At 30.2% G+C, this 20,486-nt stretch carries 20 protein-coding genes; 3 read left to right on the top strand and 17 right to left on the bottom strand.

Annotated elements, in window-relative coordinates; genetic code table 11:
• On the top strand, positions 1-195 hold a 195-nt coding region (locus Q0F04_RS03505; RefSeq protein WP_295750215.1), incomplete at its 5' end, for a helix-turn-helix transcriptional regulator.
• A gap of 108 nt (positions 196-303) precedes the next feature.
• The gene (locus Q0F04_RS03500; RefSeq protein ID WP_295750212.1) at positions 304-609 is read left to right on the top strand and encodes a type II toxin-antitoxin system RelB/DinJ family antitoxin; all 306 of its coding nucleotides are present in this window, start codon (positions 304-306) and stop codon (positions 607-609) included.
• A gap of 41 nt (positions 610-650) precedes the next feature.
• Here the strand turns inward: Q0F04_RS03500 and Q0F04_RS03495 are convergent, their stop codons facing one another.
• Positions 651-1,715, bottom strand: coding sequence for a Fic family protein (locus Q0F04_RS03495; protein ID WP_295750210.1), 1,065 nt, complete (start codon positions 1,713-1,715; stop codon positions 651-653).
• Positions 1,716-2,174: 459 nt separating this feature from the next.
• Between Q0F04_RS03495 and Q0F04_RS03490 the strand changes: the two genes are divergently transcribed.
• Positions 2,175-3,209, top strand: a complete 1,035-nt coding sequence (locus Q0F04_RS03490) for a PDDEXK nuclease domain-containing protein (RefSeq protein WP_295750208.1) — start codon at positions 2,175-2,177, stop codon at positions 3,207-3,209.
• Between the two features lie 81 nt (positions 3,210-3,290).
• On the opposite strand, the gene Q0F04_RS03485 is transcribed toward Q0F04_RS03490, so the two are convergent.
• From Q0F04_RS03485 to Q0F04_RS03410, 16 genes are all read right to left on the bottom strand, one after another.
• On the bottom strand, positions 3,291-5,264 hold the full coding sequence (locus Q0F04_RS03485; protein WP_295750206.1) for an ABC transporter permease: 1,974 nt from the start codon (positions 5,262-5,264) through the stop codon (positions 3,291-3,293).
• The gene (locus tag Q0F04_RS03480) at positions 5,261-5,902 is read right to left on the bottom strand and encodes an ABC transporter ATP-binding protein (protein ID WP_295750203.1); all 642 of its coding nucleotides are present in this window, start codon (positions 5,900-5,902) and stop codon (positions 5,261-5,263) included. The genes Q0F04_RS03485 and Q0F04_RS03480 overlap by 4 nt, the downstream gene beginning before the upstream one ends.
• Positions 5,903-5,939: 37 nt before the next feature.
• The gene (locus Q0F04_RS03475; protein ID WP_295750201.1) at positions 5,940-6,425 is read right to left on the bottom strand and encodes a hypothetical protein; all 486 of its coding nucleotides are present in this window, start codon (positions 6,423-6,425) and stop codon (positions 5,940-5,942) included.
• Between the two features lie 100 nt (positions 6,426-6,525).
• Entirely contained in the window at positions 6,526-7,680 is a 1,155-nt protein-coding gene (locus Q0F04_RS03470) for a hypothetical protein (protein WP_295750199.1), read from the bottom strand.
• Positions 7,677-8,351 (bottom strand): LytTR family transcriptional regulator DNA-binding domain-containing protein, encoded by a 675-nt coding sequence (locus tag Q0F04_RS03465; RefSeq protein ID WP_295750196.1) that lies wholly within the window; start codon positions 8,349-8,351, stop codon positions 7,677-7,679. The genes Q0F04_RS03470 and Q0F04_RS03465 overlap by 4 nt, the downstream gene beginning before the upstream one ends.
• Before the next feature lie 124 nt (positions 8,352-8,475).
• Positions 8,476-9,828, bottom strand: a complete 1,353-nt coding sequence (locus Q0F04_RS03460) for an AAA family ATPase (protein WP_295750194.1) — start codon at positions 9,826-9,828, stop codon at positions 8,476-8,478.
• 187 nt (positions 9,829-10,015) lie between these two features.
• Complete coding sequence (locus Q0F04_RS03455; RefSeq protein WP_295750193.1) at positions 10,016-10,417, bottom strand: type II toxin-antitoxin system HicB family antitoxin; 402 nt, start codon at positions 10,415-10,417, stop codon at positions 10,016-10,018.
• A gap of 35 nt (positions 10,418-10,452) precedes the next feature.
• Positions 10,453-10,569, bottom strand: coding sequence for a type II toxin-antitoxin system HicA family toxin (locus tag Q0F04_RS03450; RefSeq protein ID WP_295750217.1), 117 nt, complete (start codon positions 10,567-10,569; stop codon positions 10,453-10,455).
• Positions 10,559-10,699, bottom strand: a complete 141-nt coding sequence (locus Q0F04_RS03445) for a hypothetical protein (RefSeq protein ID WP_295750191.1) — start codon at positions 10,697-10,699, stop codon at positions 10,559-10,561. Before Q0F04_RS03445 ends, Q0F04_RS03450 begins: the two co-directional genes overlap by 11 nt.
• Positions 10,696-11,370: a LytTR family transcriptional regulator DNA-binding domain-containing protein gene (locus Q0F04_RS03440; RefSeq protein ID WP_295750189.1), complete on the bottom strand. Its 675-nt coding sequence runs from the start codon at positions 11,368-11,370 to the stop codon at positions 10,696-10,698. Before Q0F04_RS03440 ends, Q0F04_RS03445 begins: the two co-directional genes overlap by 4 nt.
• 409 nt (positions 11,371-11,779) lie before the next feature.
• Complete coding sequence (locus Q0F04_RS03435) at positions 11,780-12,289, bottom strand: glucose PTS transporter subunit IIA (RefSeq protein WP_295750188.1); 510 nt, start codon at positions 12,287-12,289, stop codon at positions 11,780-11,782.
• 3 nt (positions 12,290-12,292) lie between these two features.
• Complete coding sequence (locus Q0F04_RS03430) at positions 12,293-13,156, bottom strand: Nif3-like dinuclear metal center hexameric protein (RefSeq protein WP_295750187.1); 864 nt, start codon at positions 13,154-13,156, stop codon at positions 12,293-12,295.
• 1 nt (position 13,157) lies between these two features.
• On the bottom strand, positions 13,158-14,504 hold the full coding sequence (locus tag Q0F04_RS03425) for a PTS transporter subunit EIIC (protein WP_295750185.1): 1,347 nt from the start codon (positions 14,502-14,504) through the stop codon (positions 13,158-13,160).
• A 32-nt stretch (positions 14,505-14,536) separates the two neighbouring features.
• On the bottom strand, positions 14,537-16,012 hold the full coding sequence (locus Q0F04_RS03420) for a 6-phospho-beta-glucosidase (protein WP_295750183.1): 1,476 nt from the start codon (positions 16,010-16,012) through the stop codon (positions 14,537-14,539).
• Between the two features lie 113 nt (positions 16,013-16,125).
• Positions 16,126-17,844: a helix-turn-helix domain-containing protein gene (locus Q0F04_RS03415; protein WP_295750181.1), complete on the bottom strand. Its 1,719-nt coding sequence runs from the start codon at positions 17,842-17,844 to the stop codon at positions 16,126-16,128.
• A 929-nt stretch (positions 17,845-18,773) separates the two neighbouring features.
• Positions 18,774-20,393, bottom strand: a complete 1,620-nt coding sequence (locus Q0F04_RS03410) for an ABC transporter ATP-binding protein (RefSeq protein WP_295750180.1) — start codon at positions 20,391-20,393, stop codon at positions 18,774-18,776.
• Between the last annotated feature and the right edge of the window lie 93 nt (positions 20,394-20,486).

The raw sequence follows: 20,486 nt of genomic DNA, 5'->3' as shown, positions 1-20,486 counted from the left end.
CGTGTCATGGCCGATCGAAAAATGAGTTTAAAAGAGTTGTCTGAAAAAGTTGGCGTCAGCAATGTCAACTTATCAAAGATGAAAACGGGTAAGATTTCTGCGATACGTTTCTCGACTTTAGAAGCTATTTGCGAAGTATTAGATTGTCAACCTGGTGATATATTGGAGTATGTAAAAGACGATGAAAAGAGCTAGTTTCTGGCTCTTTTTATATTTAGGGATTGGATGTGGACACACCATTACTACATTTATTGTTATTTTATTAAAATATCCCTATACTATAAATACCAGGAAGTGTTAATTATGCGTAACGTAATCAATGATCAAAAAGATGATGTATTTAGAATTCGTATAAATTCAGAAATAAAGAATGAATTAGAAGAAGTTTTCGCGAAAAATGGTTTAACATTAACGGATGCCGTTAATGTATTTTTTCAACAAGCATTAAATACTGGAGGCTTTCCATTTTCTGTAACTGAAAATAATGCTGAAAACATGAAAGCCAAAGCTTTAATTAAACTCATGAAAGAATTAGAAATTGGTATAAAATGTACTGAATCTTATTCTGAAGAAGAAGCTAAGAAAATGTTGAACTGCATACAAAAATGACGAGCATAAATCACTCGTCATATTTCTTTAGTATGTTGTAATTATTCAATTGCGTCTTTTCGAATATAATGGGATGCACGGCCTTGACCTTTACGAATAATAGTACCATCTTCAACTAATTTTTTTAGTGCGGATTCCACAGAAGAACTTCCTAAACTTGGACAATTTTCCATAGCATCTCTTTTCGTAAAGGTACCCATTGTACTATTTACATATGTTTTAACAATGTCATAAGAGTTGCTTCTTTTTCCGCTTTTCTCACTGATTGTTAATCTTTCTTCAAATTCACGGTAACATTTTAAAATAATACCAAGCATATATTTTATAAATGGTTTTGGATCATTTGTCCCTTCATGCCAACCTAAATCTGCTTGCGCTAAAGCCTGATAATAGGCTTCTTTCGTATCCGCTATTTCTTTTTCTATACTGATATATTTACCAACTACATAATCATTACGATATAAAAGGAGCAACGTTAGTAATCGACTCATTCTGCCATTTCCATCATTAAAAGGATGAACACAAAGAAAGTCTAATATTACACAGGGAATTAATATCAGTGAATCTACAATTTCACAATCTAAAGCTTGTTGATAGCTACTACAAATTTGTTCAATGGCATCCGGTGTTTCATAAGGTTCTAATGGTTTGAATAATATTCTTTTTTCACCATTTGGTAAAACAGCATCTATTTCATTTGGAGACGTTTTGTATTTTCCACCATAGGATAATTCTGTATATTGAAGCAAATCTCGATGCAACTGTAGTATATAATTTGACTTTAACGGAATATATTGATAGTTTTCATGAGTTAAACTTAAAACATTCCGATATCCTAAGATTTCTTTTTCATCACGATTTCTAGGCGTTGTCTTATCCTCAACCAATTGTTGAAGACGGGATCTAGTGGTTACAATCCCTTCAATACGGTTTGAACTTTCTGTACTTTGTACTTTAGCTATTTCAGCCAAGCGCTCTAATTCTACAGGTTTTTGTCGAAAATATAATTCTTGTTTTCCTTTAAATTCATGAATTTTAGCAATATAAGACAATATTTCATTATCCCAAGTACGATCTTTAAGATGACTATAATCAAAATTCCGCATTTCCTTCTCCTCCCAAAGAGAATATTCTTTCCCCCAATTATACACTGGTTTTGGGAGAAAAAGAATAAATTGGGAGAAAAAACTCATTAATTAAAATAATAAATCAACCCTTAAACCTTTTAATGTAAACCTCTCTATCTTTTTTGATATTAACTGAATTATTTGAACTCGATTTTATGTATATTATGTATTCATTTTGAGTCCATTACTTATATACATATACACAATTAAAATACATTTATCATTTATTCTAGGCGAGTATATCCATTAAAACAGTTATTCCGTTCATAACTATTTTTAGCTTATATCATTTTTTTATGTACCTAAAATGTTATAATTTATTAAAAGAAACAATTTAAGTAGGCAAATGTAAAACAATCACAAACTACCAACCTGGGATTCTCGGTTGATGATAAAAAGCAGAATCTTATTTTTTTCACTCACACGAAAGGAGTAATCATGTCTTTAATTACTAACGATAAAAACCAACTATCAACAATAAATACCGAAGATACATATAAAGAAATTCGATGTTTCATCATTAGTGCTAAACAAGAAATATATAAATCTGTTAATTCAGCAATGGTTGAAGCGTACTGGAACATAGGAAAGAAAATCTATGAGGTCTGTGGTGAAAATGACCGTGCAGAATATGGAAAACAAGTATTAAAAGATATTTCTAAAGCTCTTACCAACGAATTTGGTCAAGGATTCAGCATTCAGAATTTACGCAAAATGCGCCAATTCTTCACTGTGTATCAAAAACGCTCGACACTGTCGAGCGAATTGAGTTGGTCTCATTATCAACTATTAATGCGCATTAACGATGAAAAGGCAAGACAATTCTATACAAATGAATGTGTAAAATCAGCTTGGAGTGTTAGACAACTAGAAAGACAAATTAACACCATGTATTACCAGAGAATTTTAGCAAGTAAGGATAAAGTGTCTGTCAGAAATGAAATTCAAACAACAGAACCTAAACCGGAATATGAAAAATTCATTAAAGATCCTTATGTAATGGAGTTTTTACAAATTCAACCTGATACACATGTGTATGAAGAAGATTTAGAACAAGCATTAATTGATCATCTTCAGAAATTCCTACTAGAACTTGGCAGAGGTTTCTCATTTGTTGCGCGCCAAAAAAGATTCACTTTGGACGGACAAGATTTCTTTATTGATCTTGTATTTTACAATTACATCTTAAAGTGCTTTGTACTTATCGACTTAAAAATGGGTAAATTAACCCATCAAGATCTTGGCCAAATGCAAATGTACGTGAATTACTATACGCGAGAGTTAATGAATGAAGGAGATATAAAACCTATTGGAATCGTTCTTTGCGCAGATAAAAGCGACTCTGTTGTTAAATACACATTACCTGAAGACAACACACAAATATTCGCATCAAAATATTTTACTTATTTACCAACAGAAGAAGAGCTTAAAAAAGAATTGAATTTAAATGATTTTGAAAAGCTAGAAGACTAGACACAAAAGCACAATTATCTCAAGCTCAAAAAGCCCCTTAAGCAAGGGCTTTTTGACATTTACTGAATTTTTTTAAATATACTATTTGTATATACGATAGAAAATTAATTTGGTAAATAAAGTACAGAGTATTAGACTGCCAATTAAATATAAACCTAATACTTCAATTTGAATTGTCTTAAGAATCAATACTAGAATAACATCCATTATTGTTATGAAGGCCAATAATTTTACTATATACATCCTACGAATTCTTTTATACGACATGCCAATGCTATGCAACAAATCATACTCATTTTTATGTGAATAGAAATATTGATACAACTGCATATATACGATCACGATCGAAGTGATCATCAATATGAATTGATAAAACTGTACAATTTTTTGACACATATTCATCATTTCAACAAGATTCTTTGCGTCTGTTTTATTATCCAACACATAAAAATCATCTCTTCTAGACAATTGGATATGATCAAGTTTATTTTTTAATAATGCCGATTGTTTTGTATTTACCCACAAATCACCCGTAATAAATGTATCTGGATATGCATTTAACCATTCCATTAATTTTGATTCAGGAATATACAAAACTTTATTATCACCACTATGTATATGTTCTTCTACCTGTATATCAAGTACATCAATCAATTCTCCACCTTGTTTATACAAATGCAATCTTACATTATCTTCATATGAATTACTTAAGACAAAATCATTATATTCATCTGTGATCTTGGTTTCTATTTGTTCATTATTTATATTCGCATCACATTGAATATTATAGTTAAATTCATGCTCATACGACTGAAGAATTTCTTTTGATTCCTCTATAAATTCAGGAATCAATGTATGATCAAATATATTAAATGTAGCACTCACATCATGCTCATACTGCACTTCTTGTTGATTTGTTTGAATCCAAGATGTTAATGACTGCATGGACACACACATAAACATGGAACTCATCGCAACAATCATCGCAATAAATAAACCATTCCCATTTCTCATTGTTTCAATAATGGATAGATTGGAAATATGCAATTTTCTAAAGCAATAATGTTTATGTCTTACTAAGCTCAATCCAAATGCAGATACGTATTGTACAAATAAAATCAACAATAATATGCAGAGATGGTATCTTGATAGATTTAAGCTAAATGGAAGATTCATTTGAATCCATTTTAAAAATAAGCCCCACAATACAAATGTAAATCCAATTCCCATACACTCAATTCCTACAAAGAGCAAGGTATATTCCTTAATCATAGACAAACGAATGTTCTTTTTATTCATCCCCAATATATAGAGTTGATCATAAAAAGCCTTCTTTTTCTTTAGGTGTACAGATAGAACGCTATACACAAATAGGAAACAACAACCACTCATAAACAGAATCAGAAACTTAAAAATGTTTTCATATTCTACATTCAAATGATATTTGGCAACCACCATATCCGAATTTAATTCATAATCCTGTACGGGTAGTGTTGCGATTGCCGATTTATCTTTTAAATTCGCATAAACATACATTGCATCCTTTTTTGAATGCGTACTTGTATAAAAACTATAATTGATCAGCTGATTATTTAGATTTTCATAGATACCACTAATCTTATATTCTTTAGAATCTTGATCAGCATATAGCTTTATTATGTCCCCCACCTTATATTTATTCTGATACTTTTTATGGATCAACACCTCATTGGATTTAGGATATTCTCCTTCTATCAAACGTATTGGATACACGCTAAAATTTGTAGTCGAAACCAAAGAATCAAAAGTTCCTTTATACATATAGGGTAATGGTGTTTCATAACTTAAACTTTCTAAATATGTATCTGTATATTCTTTATTTTGTGTATACGCAAACGTTGTATATTTCACATCATAATCCCCATAAAAACTTTTGGCTGCATTGATTCGATATTGATCATAAGAGTCTTTTACTACAAAAAGAGAAGTTAAAAGAAATGTGCATAAAAACAAAATACTCAATAATAAAGCATAGCTTTTCTTATTGCGACTTCTATATTTCTTGACTATATTCATACAATCTTTCCTTGTTCTAAACGAATAATTCGATCTGCATAATTTGCGATTCTTAAATCATGCGTAACCAATACAATTGTCTTTCCTTTTCCGTTCAACACTTTTAAAATATCCATCACATTTTCAGCATTCTCACCATCCAAATTCCCCGTTGGCTCATCTGCCAATATGATATCTGTATGTGCAAGAATGGCTCTACCAATCGCAACACGCTGTTGTTGACCTCCAGATAATTCATTCGCAAAGCTATCTTTTTTATGCTCTAACCCTAACAATTTCAATACTTGATCCAACTCTTTTTCATCCACTTTTTTTCCTTTAATTTGACTTGTCAAACTCATATTTTCTTTCACTGTCAAAAAGGAAATAAGATTAAAAAATTGATATACATAACTAATATATCGACTTCTGAATGTACAACACTCTACATCCGATAAAGAAGACATCTCTTTATTTCGAACTACACAACTTCCCATATAATCCGTATCTAAACCACCAATAATATTTAGTAAGGTTGTTTTCCCACTTCCACTTGCTCCAATAATCGCAACAAATTCCCCTTTTCTTATATGCATAGAAACCGTATCGAGTGCCACACAATCTTTATATGTTTTCTTTAGATTCTGGATTTTAACCATTGTAAAGCCCTCTCTCATATTTATTAACTTATTAATTCTACATTGGACCTCCAGAATATACAGTTACATATTTAGTACCCAATGCGTGATAAATAGATCCTCCATATGCTGTGGAATATAATGTAATAGTAAAATATGCGATTGTTCTTGCTGCATTGAATGAGATATTATATCTTGCTGTTGTTCCTGAACCTTTTGGTGGTTGTGAAATACTTGTTGAAACAATTTTTCCAGTACTTGCATCAACACTAATATAAGCATAAATTACTTGTCCATTAATATTTACAGACCCCTTGTTCGTATAAGATGCTCTTGTTTGAATTACGTCGTCTTTGTTAACAACTTCAAATTTTTCTTCTTTTTCGTTATATTGAACAATCTCATCACAAGAATATTCCTTATCTGGAGAATACTCCTCTACAACCGGTATTTCACCAGATTGTTCTGCATGAATACAAGAAGTAAATGGTATAACACATAAAATTGAACTAAGCACACACGTAAATATTTTTTTGATTTTCATAATATAATTCCTTTCTGATTTTTGGGATATCCACGAATTTATTAATACACACAAGAAAAAGAAACATTAAAAAAATCGAATAACCGTCAATTGATTTCGATTATTCGATAAATAAGATGATTTTCATATCCTTTGAATCCACGATTTTTGTTCCATGATACTTATTCAAAATGATATTCAGTATAGATTGATTTGAAGGTGTCATATTCTTTATGTCCAAAGAATATTGAACATGTAAAATTAGCTCTTTTTCCTTTAGATTCATATGAAACATAAAATCTTCATTTTCTTTAACTAAGCTACTATCTAATACACATTTAAGTAGTGTTGTTAAGTCTTGTGGATCCATAGAATCCATTCTTTTAGGAACATGTATCTGTATATCATAATTCAATTTGTGTTCTTGAATAAAACTTTGTAGGATCACATCCACATATGGATTTATACATATAGAATGGGGATATAACTTTCCATATTTTACTAACTCTTGATTGATTTGTTCTTCAATTGCCGCATATTCTTTCTTTTGCGACAGAAGCTTTATATCGTCCAAAGAATTTCGCATATCATGAATCAATTCTTTGATTCCCGTCTGTTCATGAATCATTTGTTCTGTGTAATGACTGGATAGTTCAATAAAATTTCGATACATCTCAATCTCTAATTTTGAGCGTATTCTAGAAAAAACAATGATGGCTACACTTAATAACACAAGAACTGATATGGTAAACACAAACACATAGATTTGGCTGTTCTTTATAAAATACATATATGTAAATTCTGTTCTAGAAAACAAGTCTGTCATCAACAACATATAAAGATAGCTAAATAAAAATAGAATTATAGAAACACCATATTGCATATTCTGACTAAATTCTAAACTTTCATATTTAAAGATTTGATAAAAGATTGCGCATCCACCGATTGTGAGTATTGTTGAAAATGCATAATATTCTAAAGTCAAAGAACGGAATAGAAGGATGTTCATCGTTTGAAATAAGACAACAATCAAATTTGAAATAACAGATTCTAATACATGATGTTCTTTTGTAGAAATATTCAAACATAGAATGGGAATCAACAATTGTAGAAATACAGATAGCCAGTTTATATGTATATATTCAGCGGTTAAAAATACACATAAACCATTTAATAAGAATGAAAGAATACATTTTGGATCTGGTGAATTCTTCGTTATTTTTAAATAGAAACATTGTTTGCATACATAATACATACTGTTCATTAGAATATTCATATGTTTGTCCTCATCTGAATATAGTGTTCTTTTACCTTTTTCCATCTTCGAACACTCACAGAAATAATCGTACCATCTAACATAATGATCTTATGATTCTTTACATCTAAATAATCCACTTTAGAAAAGTTGATAAGTACATTATTATTTACACGAACAAAAGAGTCTGATAATGTTGCTTCTATCTCTTTTAGTGTTTCGTTCACTAAAGATAATTTCGTTCCATCTTTCAATAAAACGAATATGCCATTGTCAATTTGAAAATATAGAATATCATCCCTATACACATACCTTGTTTCATACGGTAAACTCAGTGCAATTTTCTCCAATTGATGAATACGATTTTCTACCTGATTTACCTTTTCAACTAAGGCTTCTTCTATTCGATCTTTCGTAACAAATCCTAAAACATTTGTATCAAATGTATCGGCCATAGCTTCACTATGACTACTTACATATACAATAAAGTGTTGTTTGTCTGGATGTTTTTTAATGAATTCAATACCATTTTGATTTTCTAATTCAATATCTAATAACAATAAATCAAAATAGAAATTGGATTTCATATATTCTTCAACTGTAAGAAAAAAACAAAGTCTATGATTTAGATCCAATAGATTTCGTATTCTTTCTTGTTGAATCAAACTATCTTCTAATACTGCAATTCTCATAGGTCAATTATAATGGTTAATGTAGTAAATGGCAAAAGCATCCTAGTCAAGTCAACTGCATCTACGGTGTAATGTCAGATTTTAAGAACTTTTTTTTACATCTTATAAATCTAGCCAAGCAAAATCATTCATTGCTTATTTTCACTCCAACAAATGATTCAAATGGAGATGGTTCATTATTTAATAGTACCTCAATCGCATAGAATGGAATGTAGTAAATATTTTTTTCTGAATCATATCCAAAATTCTTCTGAGAAAACCGAAAAGAATATTTAGGATTGTATTTTTGTATATAATTTTGAAAAGATTTAGATACTGTATTTCTACTTGACTTTACTTCTACTGGCGAAATATAACCGTTATATTCAATAATAAAATCAATCTCTGAATTTTGACTTGGTTCAAAATAATAGCATTTCTTTTTCTTTTTTCTAAATATTTGAGCAACAACACTTTCATACAATGCGCCTTTATATATCCCCATTTCACCTAACAACAATTCTCTAATATCTCCATCTTCTAATTGAGATACAAACAGCCCTATGTCTGCCATATATATTTTAAAAATTGGTAATTCAACACAACCTGATAATGGGTAATCAATATGGTTTAACCTATTAACCTTTAGAATTAAACCACTATCTTCTAACCAACGTAAACTTTCTTCATAATATCGTGCATTATACCCTTGTTTAACCAATTTATATTGAAACTTCTTATTTTCTTTAGCTAATTGAGAAGGTATCGACATAAAACATTCTTTAATTTTGATTGATTCTGCACCACTCGCATATTTGCTCATATCTCTTATGTAATCATCCAAAATCGCTTCTTGAATTCGTTTTGCTTCTAAAATAGATTCTGTATTTATGTATGTTTGCACAACTTCAGGCATCCCCCCTATAATCATATATATTGAAAAAAGCTGATTCAATTGTTCATGAATAATATCTGGCATTGGAATTTTATTTTTAATACATTCTGTAAGCTTTTGTCGTATGGATAATTGACTGGTTTTTGCTTCTAAAAATTCCATAAAGCTCATTGGGAACATATCTATTGTATCTACATAACGAACAGGATATGAAGTCGTTCTTTGAATTGCAACACCAAGTAAACTTCCAGAACAAATTATATCGCAAGGAAAGTCTTCAGCCATAAACTTTAATGTAGTTAATGCATCAGGACATGCCTGTATTTCATCCATAAACAAAAGCGTGTCATTTGTGAATTTATATTCTGAAAATCTTAGACGAAAATAATCTAATATTTCTTTTGGATTATGTGTTTTTTCAAATACATGTTGAAATTCTAAATCTTTTTCAAAATTCACTTCTACCATTTCACTATAAGAATATTTTGCGAAATGCCTTACAATATAAGTCTTTCCAACTTGCCTTGCACCTTTAATAATTAAAGGTTTCTTATTCTCGCTCTTTTTCCAAACTTCGAGTTGATTAAAAATTTCTCTTTTCATATTGATCACCACTATTATTATAGCATTTTATCTTCGTTTTCATATATTTATATATATTTTTATGTTATTTTACATATTTTTACACGTATAAATATGTTATTTTGCATATTTTTATACAGTTATATCAAAATAAAAGACCATACATTTTAGATGAGTCACTAATAGCGGTACTGACATATCCATTTTTTCATAAATTTAATTGTTTTTTCAACGCTTCTTGCAGCACCTGTGAAAAATTAATGTTTTTTTCTAACGCTGCTGAATTAAGCCATGCAGGTAAAGTAACCGTTCTATGGACAGCTCTATTTATATTTGCGAATCGAATTGAAGGCATATACACATCCACCAATACAGCTCGTTCGTTCGATTCTAATACTACTTCATGCAATGGTGTTGCTTCTGGAATTGTTTCTCCATCTTCCTCCATACCAGCCAATACGACACCTAGTAATTCTCTAGCAGATAATAATGCATCTTCTTCATCTTTTCCACTAGTAGCTACATGAAGATCCGGAAAATCCACTGCGATTTCTTGCCCTTCAACATAAGTAAAAACAGCTGGATAAAAATAACGTTCGACTTTTTTCATAAAAAATTTTCTCCTTCTTTAAGTACGGGAGAGGACTAATCAAAAATTAGTCCCGATTGCTCCTCAATCCTCTCTAAAGTTTTTGGTGGTATGTCCTTGTCTGGATGCTTTACAGTTGTACGTCCTTTTTTAGTTGGATATTTAAACTTCAGCGGTTAAAAACACACATAAACCATTTAATAAGAATGAAAGAATGCATTTTGGATATAGTGAATTCTTCGTTATTTTTAAATAGAAACATTGTTCACAAACATAATACATACTGTTCATTAGAATATTCATATGCTTGTCCTCATCTGAATATAGTGTTCCTTTACCTTTTTCCATCTTCGAACACTCACAGAAATAACCGTACCATCTAACATAATGATCTTATGATTCTTTACATCCAAATGATCCACTTTAGAAAAGTTGATAAGTACATTATTATTTACACGAACAAAAGAATCTGATAATGTTGTTTCTATCTCTTTTAGGGTTTCGTTCACTAAAGATAATTTTGTTCCATCTTTCAATAAAACAAATATGCCATTGTCAATTTGAAAATACAGTATATCATCTCTATATACATATCTTGTTTCATACGGTAAACTCAGTGCAATTTTCTCCAATTGATGAATACGATTTTCTACCTGATTTACCTTTTCAACTAAGGCTTCTTCTATTCGATCTTTCGTAACAAATCCTAAAACATTTGTATCAAATGTATCGGCCATAGCTTCACTATGACTACTTACATATACAATAAAGTGTTGTTTGTCTGGATGTTTTTTAATGAATTCAATACCATTTTGATTTTCTAATTCAATATCTAATAACAATAAATCAAAATAGAAATTGGATTTCATATATTCTTCAACTGTAAGAAAAAAACAAAGTCTATGATTTAGATCCAATAGATTTCGTATTCTTTCTTGTTGAATCAAACTATCTTCTAATACTGCAATTCTCATAGGTCAATTATAATGGTTAATGCAGTAAATGGCAAAAGCATCATAAACGATCCAACTTCATCTATGGTTTGTGACATCGGATAGAATTATGTTATTTGTATATTTTATACATAAAGTTCACATCAGTCTAACACGATAAGATAACAATAATCAAAAAAGCATAGACAATGAGAATTTCTATTTAAATAAGGTTAGGCGAATTTATTCTTCGAGTGCTAAGACTTTTTTTGCACTAATCATTTTTTCCTCCGTTTATTTCTTTATGCCATTAACCAGAATCAGCCATATCCAAGTCAATTAATGTAACTTCTATGATTACATTGTTTTTTACCTTAAAAAACTTCAGATAACAAGAATCTGAAGTTTCTGAAATGAAAATATTGCGTAACAAATTAATTGTATAAATCGATTATATATTGATTTTATCTCCTAACGATACCATACCATTTGCTGAAAAATGAACATCACAATTATTTTTATTTGTGATTATTAGCATTGTTGACATATTATATTTTTTTGAAAGTATTTTTATATCAACTTCAATAATAGGATCCCCCGCATTAACACTATCTCCTTGTTTCTTTTGAAGTATAGTAAACCCGTTCCCATTTTCTTGAACTGTATTAATACCACAATGAACTAGTAGTTCCACCCCATTGTTCATAACAAGTCCAAAAGCATGACCTGTAGGAAAAAGAACACTAAGTTTTCCATTTGCAGGTGCACACAATGTAATCTTATCTTCTGTATAGGAAAATGCAATTGTTTCACCCATCAAAGATTCAGCAAATAATGGATCAGGAAGTGTTGTAACATCAACAACCATTCCTGAAGCCATAGCAACAATATCCTCATCAGATACTTGTTGTAGGGGTTGAATTTGTTTTTCTTTTTTTAATAATTTTTGGAACAATCCCATAAACTAATCCTCCATATAATTATGCGTTGTAACAAATTTAAATGGATCTTGTGATTTCACAAAATAAATATTTATATTCTTAAACAATCGTTTTAAACAATTCGCAAAGAATTCCATACCTGGTTCTTCAACATTAAAATGACCAATAGAAATAATAGATTTATTGAATCCTGCAAGATAACCATCTCTAACGTATTCCTGAACTGTATAATCAACCATTTCCATGGTAAGTAAACAATCAATGTCATTTTCCTCTATATACTGTATCTCTTGGTTATCATTTCCAAGAATGTGCATTGATGTACGAACTGTATGAATGATACTATTTTCATTTCCGATTATTCTAACTCCCTGAATTTCTAATTTTTCTGTAATATATTTAGCAAGATCCAACAGTCTAATTCCTTCTTTGAAAAAGTAATTCATTGTTATCTGATAAGGAGTATTCACAAAGCTATGCCAGCCAAGTTTTTCTGTAAATCCGTAAAAAATACCATCTACAAATTTTCCATCTTCTAACGGAATTCCTGCATGAATATAATCATGATTTCTCCATACCGTAATACCATAACTATCAAGTAATTTTTTCTTTTTCAAAAATACTGCATTGTCTACTAGATGAGAAGTTTTGTCGCCATGATTGTAAAACATACCTTCATGAGCAATGATCAAATTACAATTAAGGTTATGTGCTTGCTCTATAACATATATAGAGCAAAAGCACGTTGTAACAATTCCAGTACATTCTAATTCAGTAGAACCATACAACACTTTATCACGTGTTGTTTCTTCATCAATCAAACGTTCATTCCAATAGTGTCCATGATAATCATTTTTTAGTTTGTTGATTATATCGTTAATTTTCATTCTATTCGATATCCAATTTCATCATCCACGTCATTGCGAATGCTACAGAGAAACCAACAACAATAGCAATAATTTGCCAAATCATCGTATCTCCAAATTGCATGATACTTAAGATACTATTAGCAGCAGGTGCATAACTTTTTACATGTAATAATGCACTAACAACTCCACCAGCTGCACTTCCAACAATCATTGATAACAATGTCTTTTTCATAGGTAAGATAATTCCATATAATGCTGGTTCAGAAACGCCAAAGATTGCACTAGTTGCTGCTGGAATGGCATTTTCTCTTTGTTTTTTGTATTTTAATGCAATTGCACAAACAACACCTAAAATTGCAAAGTTTGACACATATGCTCCTGGCTTAACAACTGCATCGTAACCAACAGTTGTGACTAATTCTACCATTGTAGGTACTAATAAAGTATGTGATCCAACCATAACAAGTAGTGGCCAGCATACTCCAATCAATGGAACTACAATTAATGGAGAAACGCTATATACCCATAATAAGAAGTTAACAATTCCTGAACCAATAACGTAACCAACAGGACCTAAAGCAAATAAAGCGATTGGTAAAATTGTAAAAATTGTAAATAAAGGAGCAAACATTGCTTTTACAGCACCTGGTAGTACTTTATTATAGAATTTTTCAATAAACGATTCAACATAGATAATAAGTAACATAGGAATAACTGTTGAAGAATAAGTGATTGCCATAAATGAAAATCCAAATAATTCAGTTGTTCCTGCTTGTACTAGCGCATTATAATTTGGATGAACTAAGATTGCTCCCATCATCGCCCCAATAAATGGATTACAGTTTAATTTTTTACTAGCTGCAAATCCAACGAATACAGGCATGAAGTAGAATCCAGCATCTTTAACAACATTTATTAATTGATATGTAGGATTTGCAGTATCCACGTTAAACAAGGTAGTTGCCATTGTTAGGATAACAGAAGTCAACCCAGCGATAATTAAGGCTGGTAATGTTTGAACCATTGTTCCTGTAACATAAGCTAGGAAAGAATCCCAAACTCCTTTTAAGCCTTTTGTTTTTTCTTCGCTGACATCGGATACTTCTTCTGTTTTGATATCATATTTTTTTAAAATAGCATTATATGCATTTACAACATCATTTCCAATAACAACTTGATATTGACCTGCTGCTTGAATAACCTTCATAACTCCATTTACTTTTTCAATTTCTTCTGTTTTCGCTACATTTTCATCCTTTAATGTAAATCTTAAGCGAGTAATGCAATGTGTTAATCCAATAATATTGCTTTCTCCGCCAACAAGTTCAATTACACTGTCAGCGAGTTGATTAAAATCTGTTTTCATACAATTTCTCCTTTTCTATAACATATTTCTTTTTATAATTCTTCACCATTCGTTCTGATTACATTCTTATACCAGTCAAATGATTTTTTCTTAATTCTCTTTCTAGTTCCATTTCCATCATCATCTTGATCTACATAAATGTAACCATAACGTTTTGATATTTGAGATGTTGATGCAGAAATCATATCAATACATCCCCAACTTGTGTAACCGAATAGTTCAACGCCATCTTTAATTGCTTCTTTCATTTGTTCGATGTGTTTCCTTAAATATTCAATACGATAATCGTCTTGTATAGTTCCATCTTCTTCAATTTTATCGTAAGCACCTAATCCATTTTCAGCAATAAACAATGGTTTTTGGTATCTATCATATAATTGATTCAAAGCAATTCTTAATCCTTTTGGATCAATTTGCCAACCCCAGTCACTTGCCTCTAAATATGGATTTTCAACTGTTTTTCCCAGCATATTTCCAACCGCACCTTTTAATTGATTCGCATTAACACTTACTGCCGAAGACATGTAGTAACTAAATGAAATGAAATCCACTGGATTCTCCTTCATCACTTCCTCATCACCATCTTCGATTCGAAGTTTTACACCTTTTTTTTCGAAAAATCTTGCCGTATAGGCTGGATAATATCCACGTGCTTGCACATCTGTAAAGAACAAGCTCATTCTTTGTTCGTCTACTGTAAGCTGAATATCATCGGGGTTACATGAATACGGTACAAGTAATTGATAAGAAACCATGCACCCCACTTTAGAATCAGGAATAATTTCATGGCAGCGTTTTGTCGCAATGGCACTCGCAACAAATTGATGGTGTGCTGATTGCCATCGTTTTTGTTCGATATTTTCTAACCCTTCTTCTATAATCCCAGCAGAAACAAATAAATGGTGTTTAATACAGTTAATTTCATTGAATGTAAGCCAATATTTAACTTTATCTTTATATCGTTTAAAACATGTTTCTACAAATTTTACATAGAAGTCTACACATTTACGATTATACCAACCTCCATATTCTAAAGCCAAAGTTAATGGCATTTCATAATGGGATAACGATACCATTGGTTCAATACCGTATTTTAAACATTCATCAAAAATATTATCGTAAAATTTTAATCCTTCTTCATTTGGATTTTCTTCATCTCCACGCGGAAAAATTCGTGTCCATGCAATAGACATTCGATAACATTTAAACCCCATTTCTCCAAACATTGCGATATCTTCTTTGTAGTGATTATAAAAATCATTTCCAACACGCTTTGGATAGTATTTCTTTGAATTTGGATCCAGTGCTTCTTGAACCTGAGAGTGTGTCATTTCTACCCATTGATTTAACCATTCGCTTTTTGGTCTTGATGAGTCAAATGTATAAACATCTGAAACTGATAAACCCTTTCCACCTTTATTCCATCCCCCTTCTAGTTGATTTGCTGCTGTCGCACCGCCCCATAAGAAATTTTGAGGGAACGTTTTTTTTAAATCTAAATTTTTCATTTTTCCTCCTTTCGATAAAAGATTAATCTTTGCATTTTTATTATCGTAGAAAAATAGAAAACAATCCATTCAATAAAACCCTCCAATATTGGAGGGTTTTTGTCGAACAAACATTAAATAAGTTTACGTAATAATTCTGAAACTATTTCTGGCTTAAACATTACTTCATCATAGGAAACAAAAAGAATTCGTTTTATTTTTCTTTTTTCTTCAATAAGTTCATTTTCTATAGAAATATCTCTAATAAAAGTAGTACCTAGATTTCCAATCAAATAGAGAACACGATTTGAATAAATACGTGTGCATTTTCCAAATGTTTCTTTATCAATAATTTCTTCAATTGAAGTAATTTTATTATATTTTTCATATTGCCTATATTCATCAACAATCTGATTTACAATATTCGTAATATATTGATGATAATATTTCTCGATTGCATCACTTAGTTTTCGAAAGTCGTGTCTTTCTAAAATAGGCGAAATATAAACAGCATTTTTGTATTTTAATGTTATATTCCTTTCTGTTGTAAATAATATGTCATATTTTTCAATTTCTTCTTGTGACTTCTGATAGAATGCATAAACAGGTAGCACTTCAAAAACAGATGGAATGAATTTGCAATAATTTAATATGCACATTCCAATGCCATCTAATAAATAGAAATCCTGATTTCCGACAAGCAAGATAGAAATTCCACTTTGTAGTTTGATATTTGATATAGCATATCCAATTCCTGCCGAAAGTGTTAATAAGTCTGATCTGGATGGATTCCATATACATATTTTTTGTAATGCCTGATAAACGAGATGTATTTCATAAAGAAAATTTTTTATTATTTCTTTATCATAATAATTTGTTTGGTGATTAACACGTGAAGAAGGTAAGAACAAAGTATCAAATCGACTTATATTGGAAAAGCACTGAAACAATTCTTCCTTTTTCACTTGTAATTTGAAAGCTATGTTGTTTTCTAAATTATCTCGTAAAAAAACAATATCCTGTAAAAAATCAACATCTCTGCATTCCAAAGGAAAAAATGTATAAATTTCCCTGAGTTCCCAAATATTAAATGTATGCTCAATTTCTTTTTCAACCATTTCTATAATTTCAAATTTCTCAATTTCAAAACTATAACCTTCTTCTAGTATGTAACCCAGTTTATGTCTTAATAAAGACATAGCAATATACCGCGTCAAAACATGATAGCGCTCTCCTGAGAGAGAAATCTTTTTTTCAGTAAAATAAGGAGTCATGATATTTCTAACACGTGATTTTATGTTTTCGTAAAATTCAATATTGTCCTCACTTAGGTGTGTTTTTCTCAAGAATTCTGTTTGACATAAAACCGCACACGCACGACGTTTTTCAGCTTCTTTACCTAAAATGCATAGACCATGTTTAGGATTAACATCTAACTTAAGATGATTCATTCTATCTAGCCAGCGTTTTATTCGAGTTGTTTCATCATAAATAGTTGTTTTAGAAAAATAAAACCGATCTGCAAGTTCTTGCATTGTTATGTAATGATTGCAAAAAAGAAGTTCTAATATTAATATGACTGTACGCTCATTTAAATTATATTGATTGTCTGTTAGTTTATACTCTAAAAAAAATTGATTTTTATGCTCTTCTGATTTCCAAACAAGGCTATACCCCATTTTCGTTTTCGAAATAATATCACAATAACTTTCTAATCTATAAGCAAGTTCATCAATCAATTTATGGATTTTCTTTTTATCCCATTGGAAATATGAGGAGATCTGCTGTCCTGTGATCCATTCATCTTGTGTCAGAAAAAACAACAAATCTCTTTGTTCCTTACTTAATTTCATATTGTTCTCCTTTCAAAATTATTTATCACAAAAAAGTTTCAGACTCAATATATCTGAAACTTTACTATCTTGTGCAATCCATAAGGAAATATCATCTTTTACTTGTTCTAGAGTAATCTTTAACAATTCTTCATCCAGCAAACAGACTACATTTCTATGAAAAATGCGATTTCTTTTAGAGACCGAGTAATAGTTTCCCACTTGTTCCTCTTGCAATTTCTACAAGTCCTGCTATATTAAGCAGTCCCAAAAGTTTTCCTATATTAACATGATTCGTACCGAATACTATTAGCCATAAAATTGCTGGTCATCTTCATATCTTTTAATGTATCTATACAAGCAAACATGTGAATTGCCATTTTGAAACTGCTTGAAATTTGCATATGTAACACCCTTTACGATTTCTATCGTATCAAATCTACGTTTTAATTTCAAAGGTTACATCCCATATCATTTATTGATTCTCACTCATCATTTAATTTTTACAATCTTATTCTTTGAATAGTACATTTCTTGTATTCCATCAATTTTAGATAATATCCACATTCAAAAGTATTCATAAAAAACTTACTTTTGTTGTATTACTAATTTAATTTTTATGGTTTTTGCCCCGTTTTACCGCTTTTATTTATGATATTTTGCCCCGTTTTTCTAATTATATGCATTTAATTATCTTAAAAGCCATATTTAATGTCATTTTGCACCTAGATACATTAACATTCAAAACTTCAAGTTTTCTAGAATTCATTACCCCTTCCACGCAATCGCCTTTACATTCTTGCTAATTTTATGTTTTTTATTAGTAACATGAATTTGTAACAACTATATCGTGGATTGGGTGGCTCCGTTAACATGGAATATTCAGGTAACAGCTAGATACCTACGAACAATTTTAAATATGGTTTAAATCACTTCACATGTATTCTCTTTTAAAAGCTACTATTTAAGTACTCTTCCACATCCATAGTTACAATCTTTTTGTTTTCAAATAATAAGACTTTATCATATAAAGAAACGGTTTCTTTTGTTACTTTATGTTCAATAGATAGTACTGTAAGATCTGGATTGGATAAAATGAATTGATGTATTCGATCTGAATTTGCTTTATCGATTGCAGAAAAAGCCTCATCCAAGAAAAGCCATTTTTTATTTCTGTACATTGCTCTTGCCAAACAAATACGTTGCTTCTCTCCACCACTTAAATTCAAATGTTCAAAATCAAGATTGTCTCTTTCCTTATCAAATATCGATTCTAAATTAAATATAGTGACTAATTCATCCAAGGAATATTTACTCATTTCCTTTCCTAAAGTAATATTTTGTTCAAAAGAAAATGGTAATAAGTCATTGTTTTGATTCACATAAGAAAACTTATCGACATAGGTGCTAAATTGAATATCCTTCAAATCCGTATCATTCACATAAATGCCATCCGCTTTTTTCTGCTTTGTTAAAATATCTAAAAACGTACTCTTACCATCTCCACTTTTACCAATGACTAAATACTTTTTCCCCTGATCTATTACCAAATAATTTAAATCCAATATTTGACGAGCACCATAAGAAAAACTTAAATGCTTAATCTTAATGTCATGAATTTGTTCATCAAAAACAATAGGTTCATTTTCTTCATAGCATATTGAATTATCCAACAGTTTTTGTAGTACTGGCTTAGAAGATTGAATCATGTTTCGAAGATTTGCATAATTAACGATTGGCAGGATCACCATATTACTAGCTTGTGCAATTCCTAATAATTGTCCAACTGTTAATCGATTATAATGTATTAACACAATTCCAAAGAGCAATGTCAAAAAATACATGGCTTGAGAAATAAAAGAATTTATAGAAGTAAGTATTTTTATAAATCCATTATTTTTTAGAGTACTTTGTTCTAAATTCTTATTCTCAATGTCCAGACCGTCACAAAATACTTTTTCCAAATTTAAAATCTTTATATCACTAAAACAACGACACAGATTTTTAATAGAACAAAGCCATTGCTTCATTGAATCCAAATAATTCATTTGATTCTTCTTTAAACGATTCTTAAAAATACTATTTATAAAAATCGTTATGAAAGCACAAAGGAGCAGAAATATTAATATTTCTACACTTAGATTTGCGATATATAGACTTCCCAATATCAATGAAACAGTTAATGAGAACACATTTAATTTTGAAGAAACATAATTATCAATCACCACATTCACTTCATTATTAAATTCATTCAATATCTCACTGCTATCCTTTTTTTGAAACGATTCTATATTCCTGGAAGCATACGATTGATACAAATTTTTATTTAAACTATAACGTATTTTATTCTTCAACACCTCCACTACATATTGTTGCAAAGTGGAAACAATTAAATAGATACCTAAAAATACCAATACGATCGCTATAAGGTTTGAAATCGAATCCAGAAGATGATCATCAAATATATAGCTCATCAAGATTGATTTCAATAAATCCACTACTGAATATGAAACAATGAGAATGAGTGTAATAAAGTATAATACTTTATGATTCTGAATAAGTTTAAACATAAACAACCCCCTTTTCCTTAGGGTTATTATTTTTCAAGTCAAACGAAAAGACAAGAAACTGTCATTGAGAAATAAATGGGTTTCTTGTCTATA

Origin of the sequence: uncultured Holdemanella sp., from assembly GCF_934772795.1 — a bacterium.
Classification (GTDB): domain Bacteria; phylum Bacillota_I; class Bacilli_A; order Erysipelotrichales; family Erysipelotrichaceae; genus Holdemanella.
The sequence above is the reverse complement of the archived record's forward strand: the minus strand, read 5'-3'. Positions and strand labels throughout refer to the sequence as shown.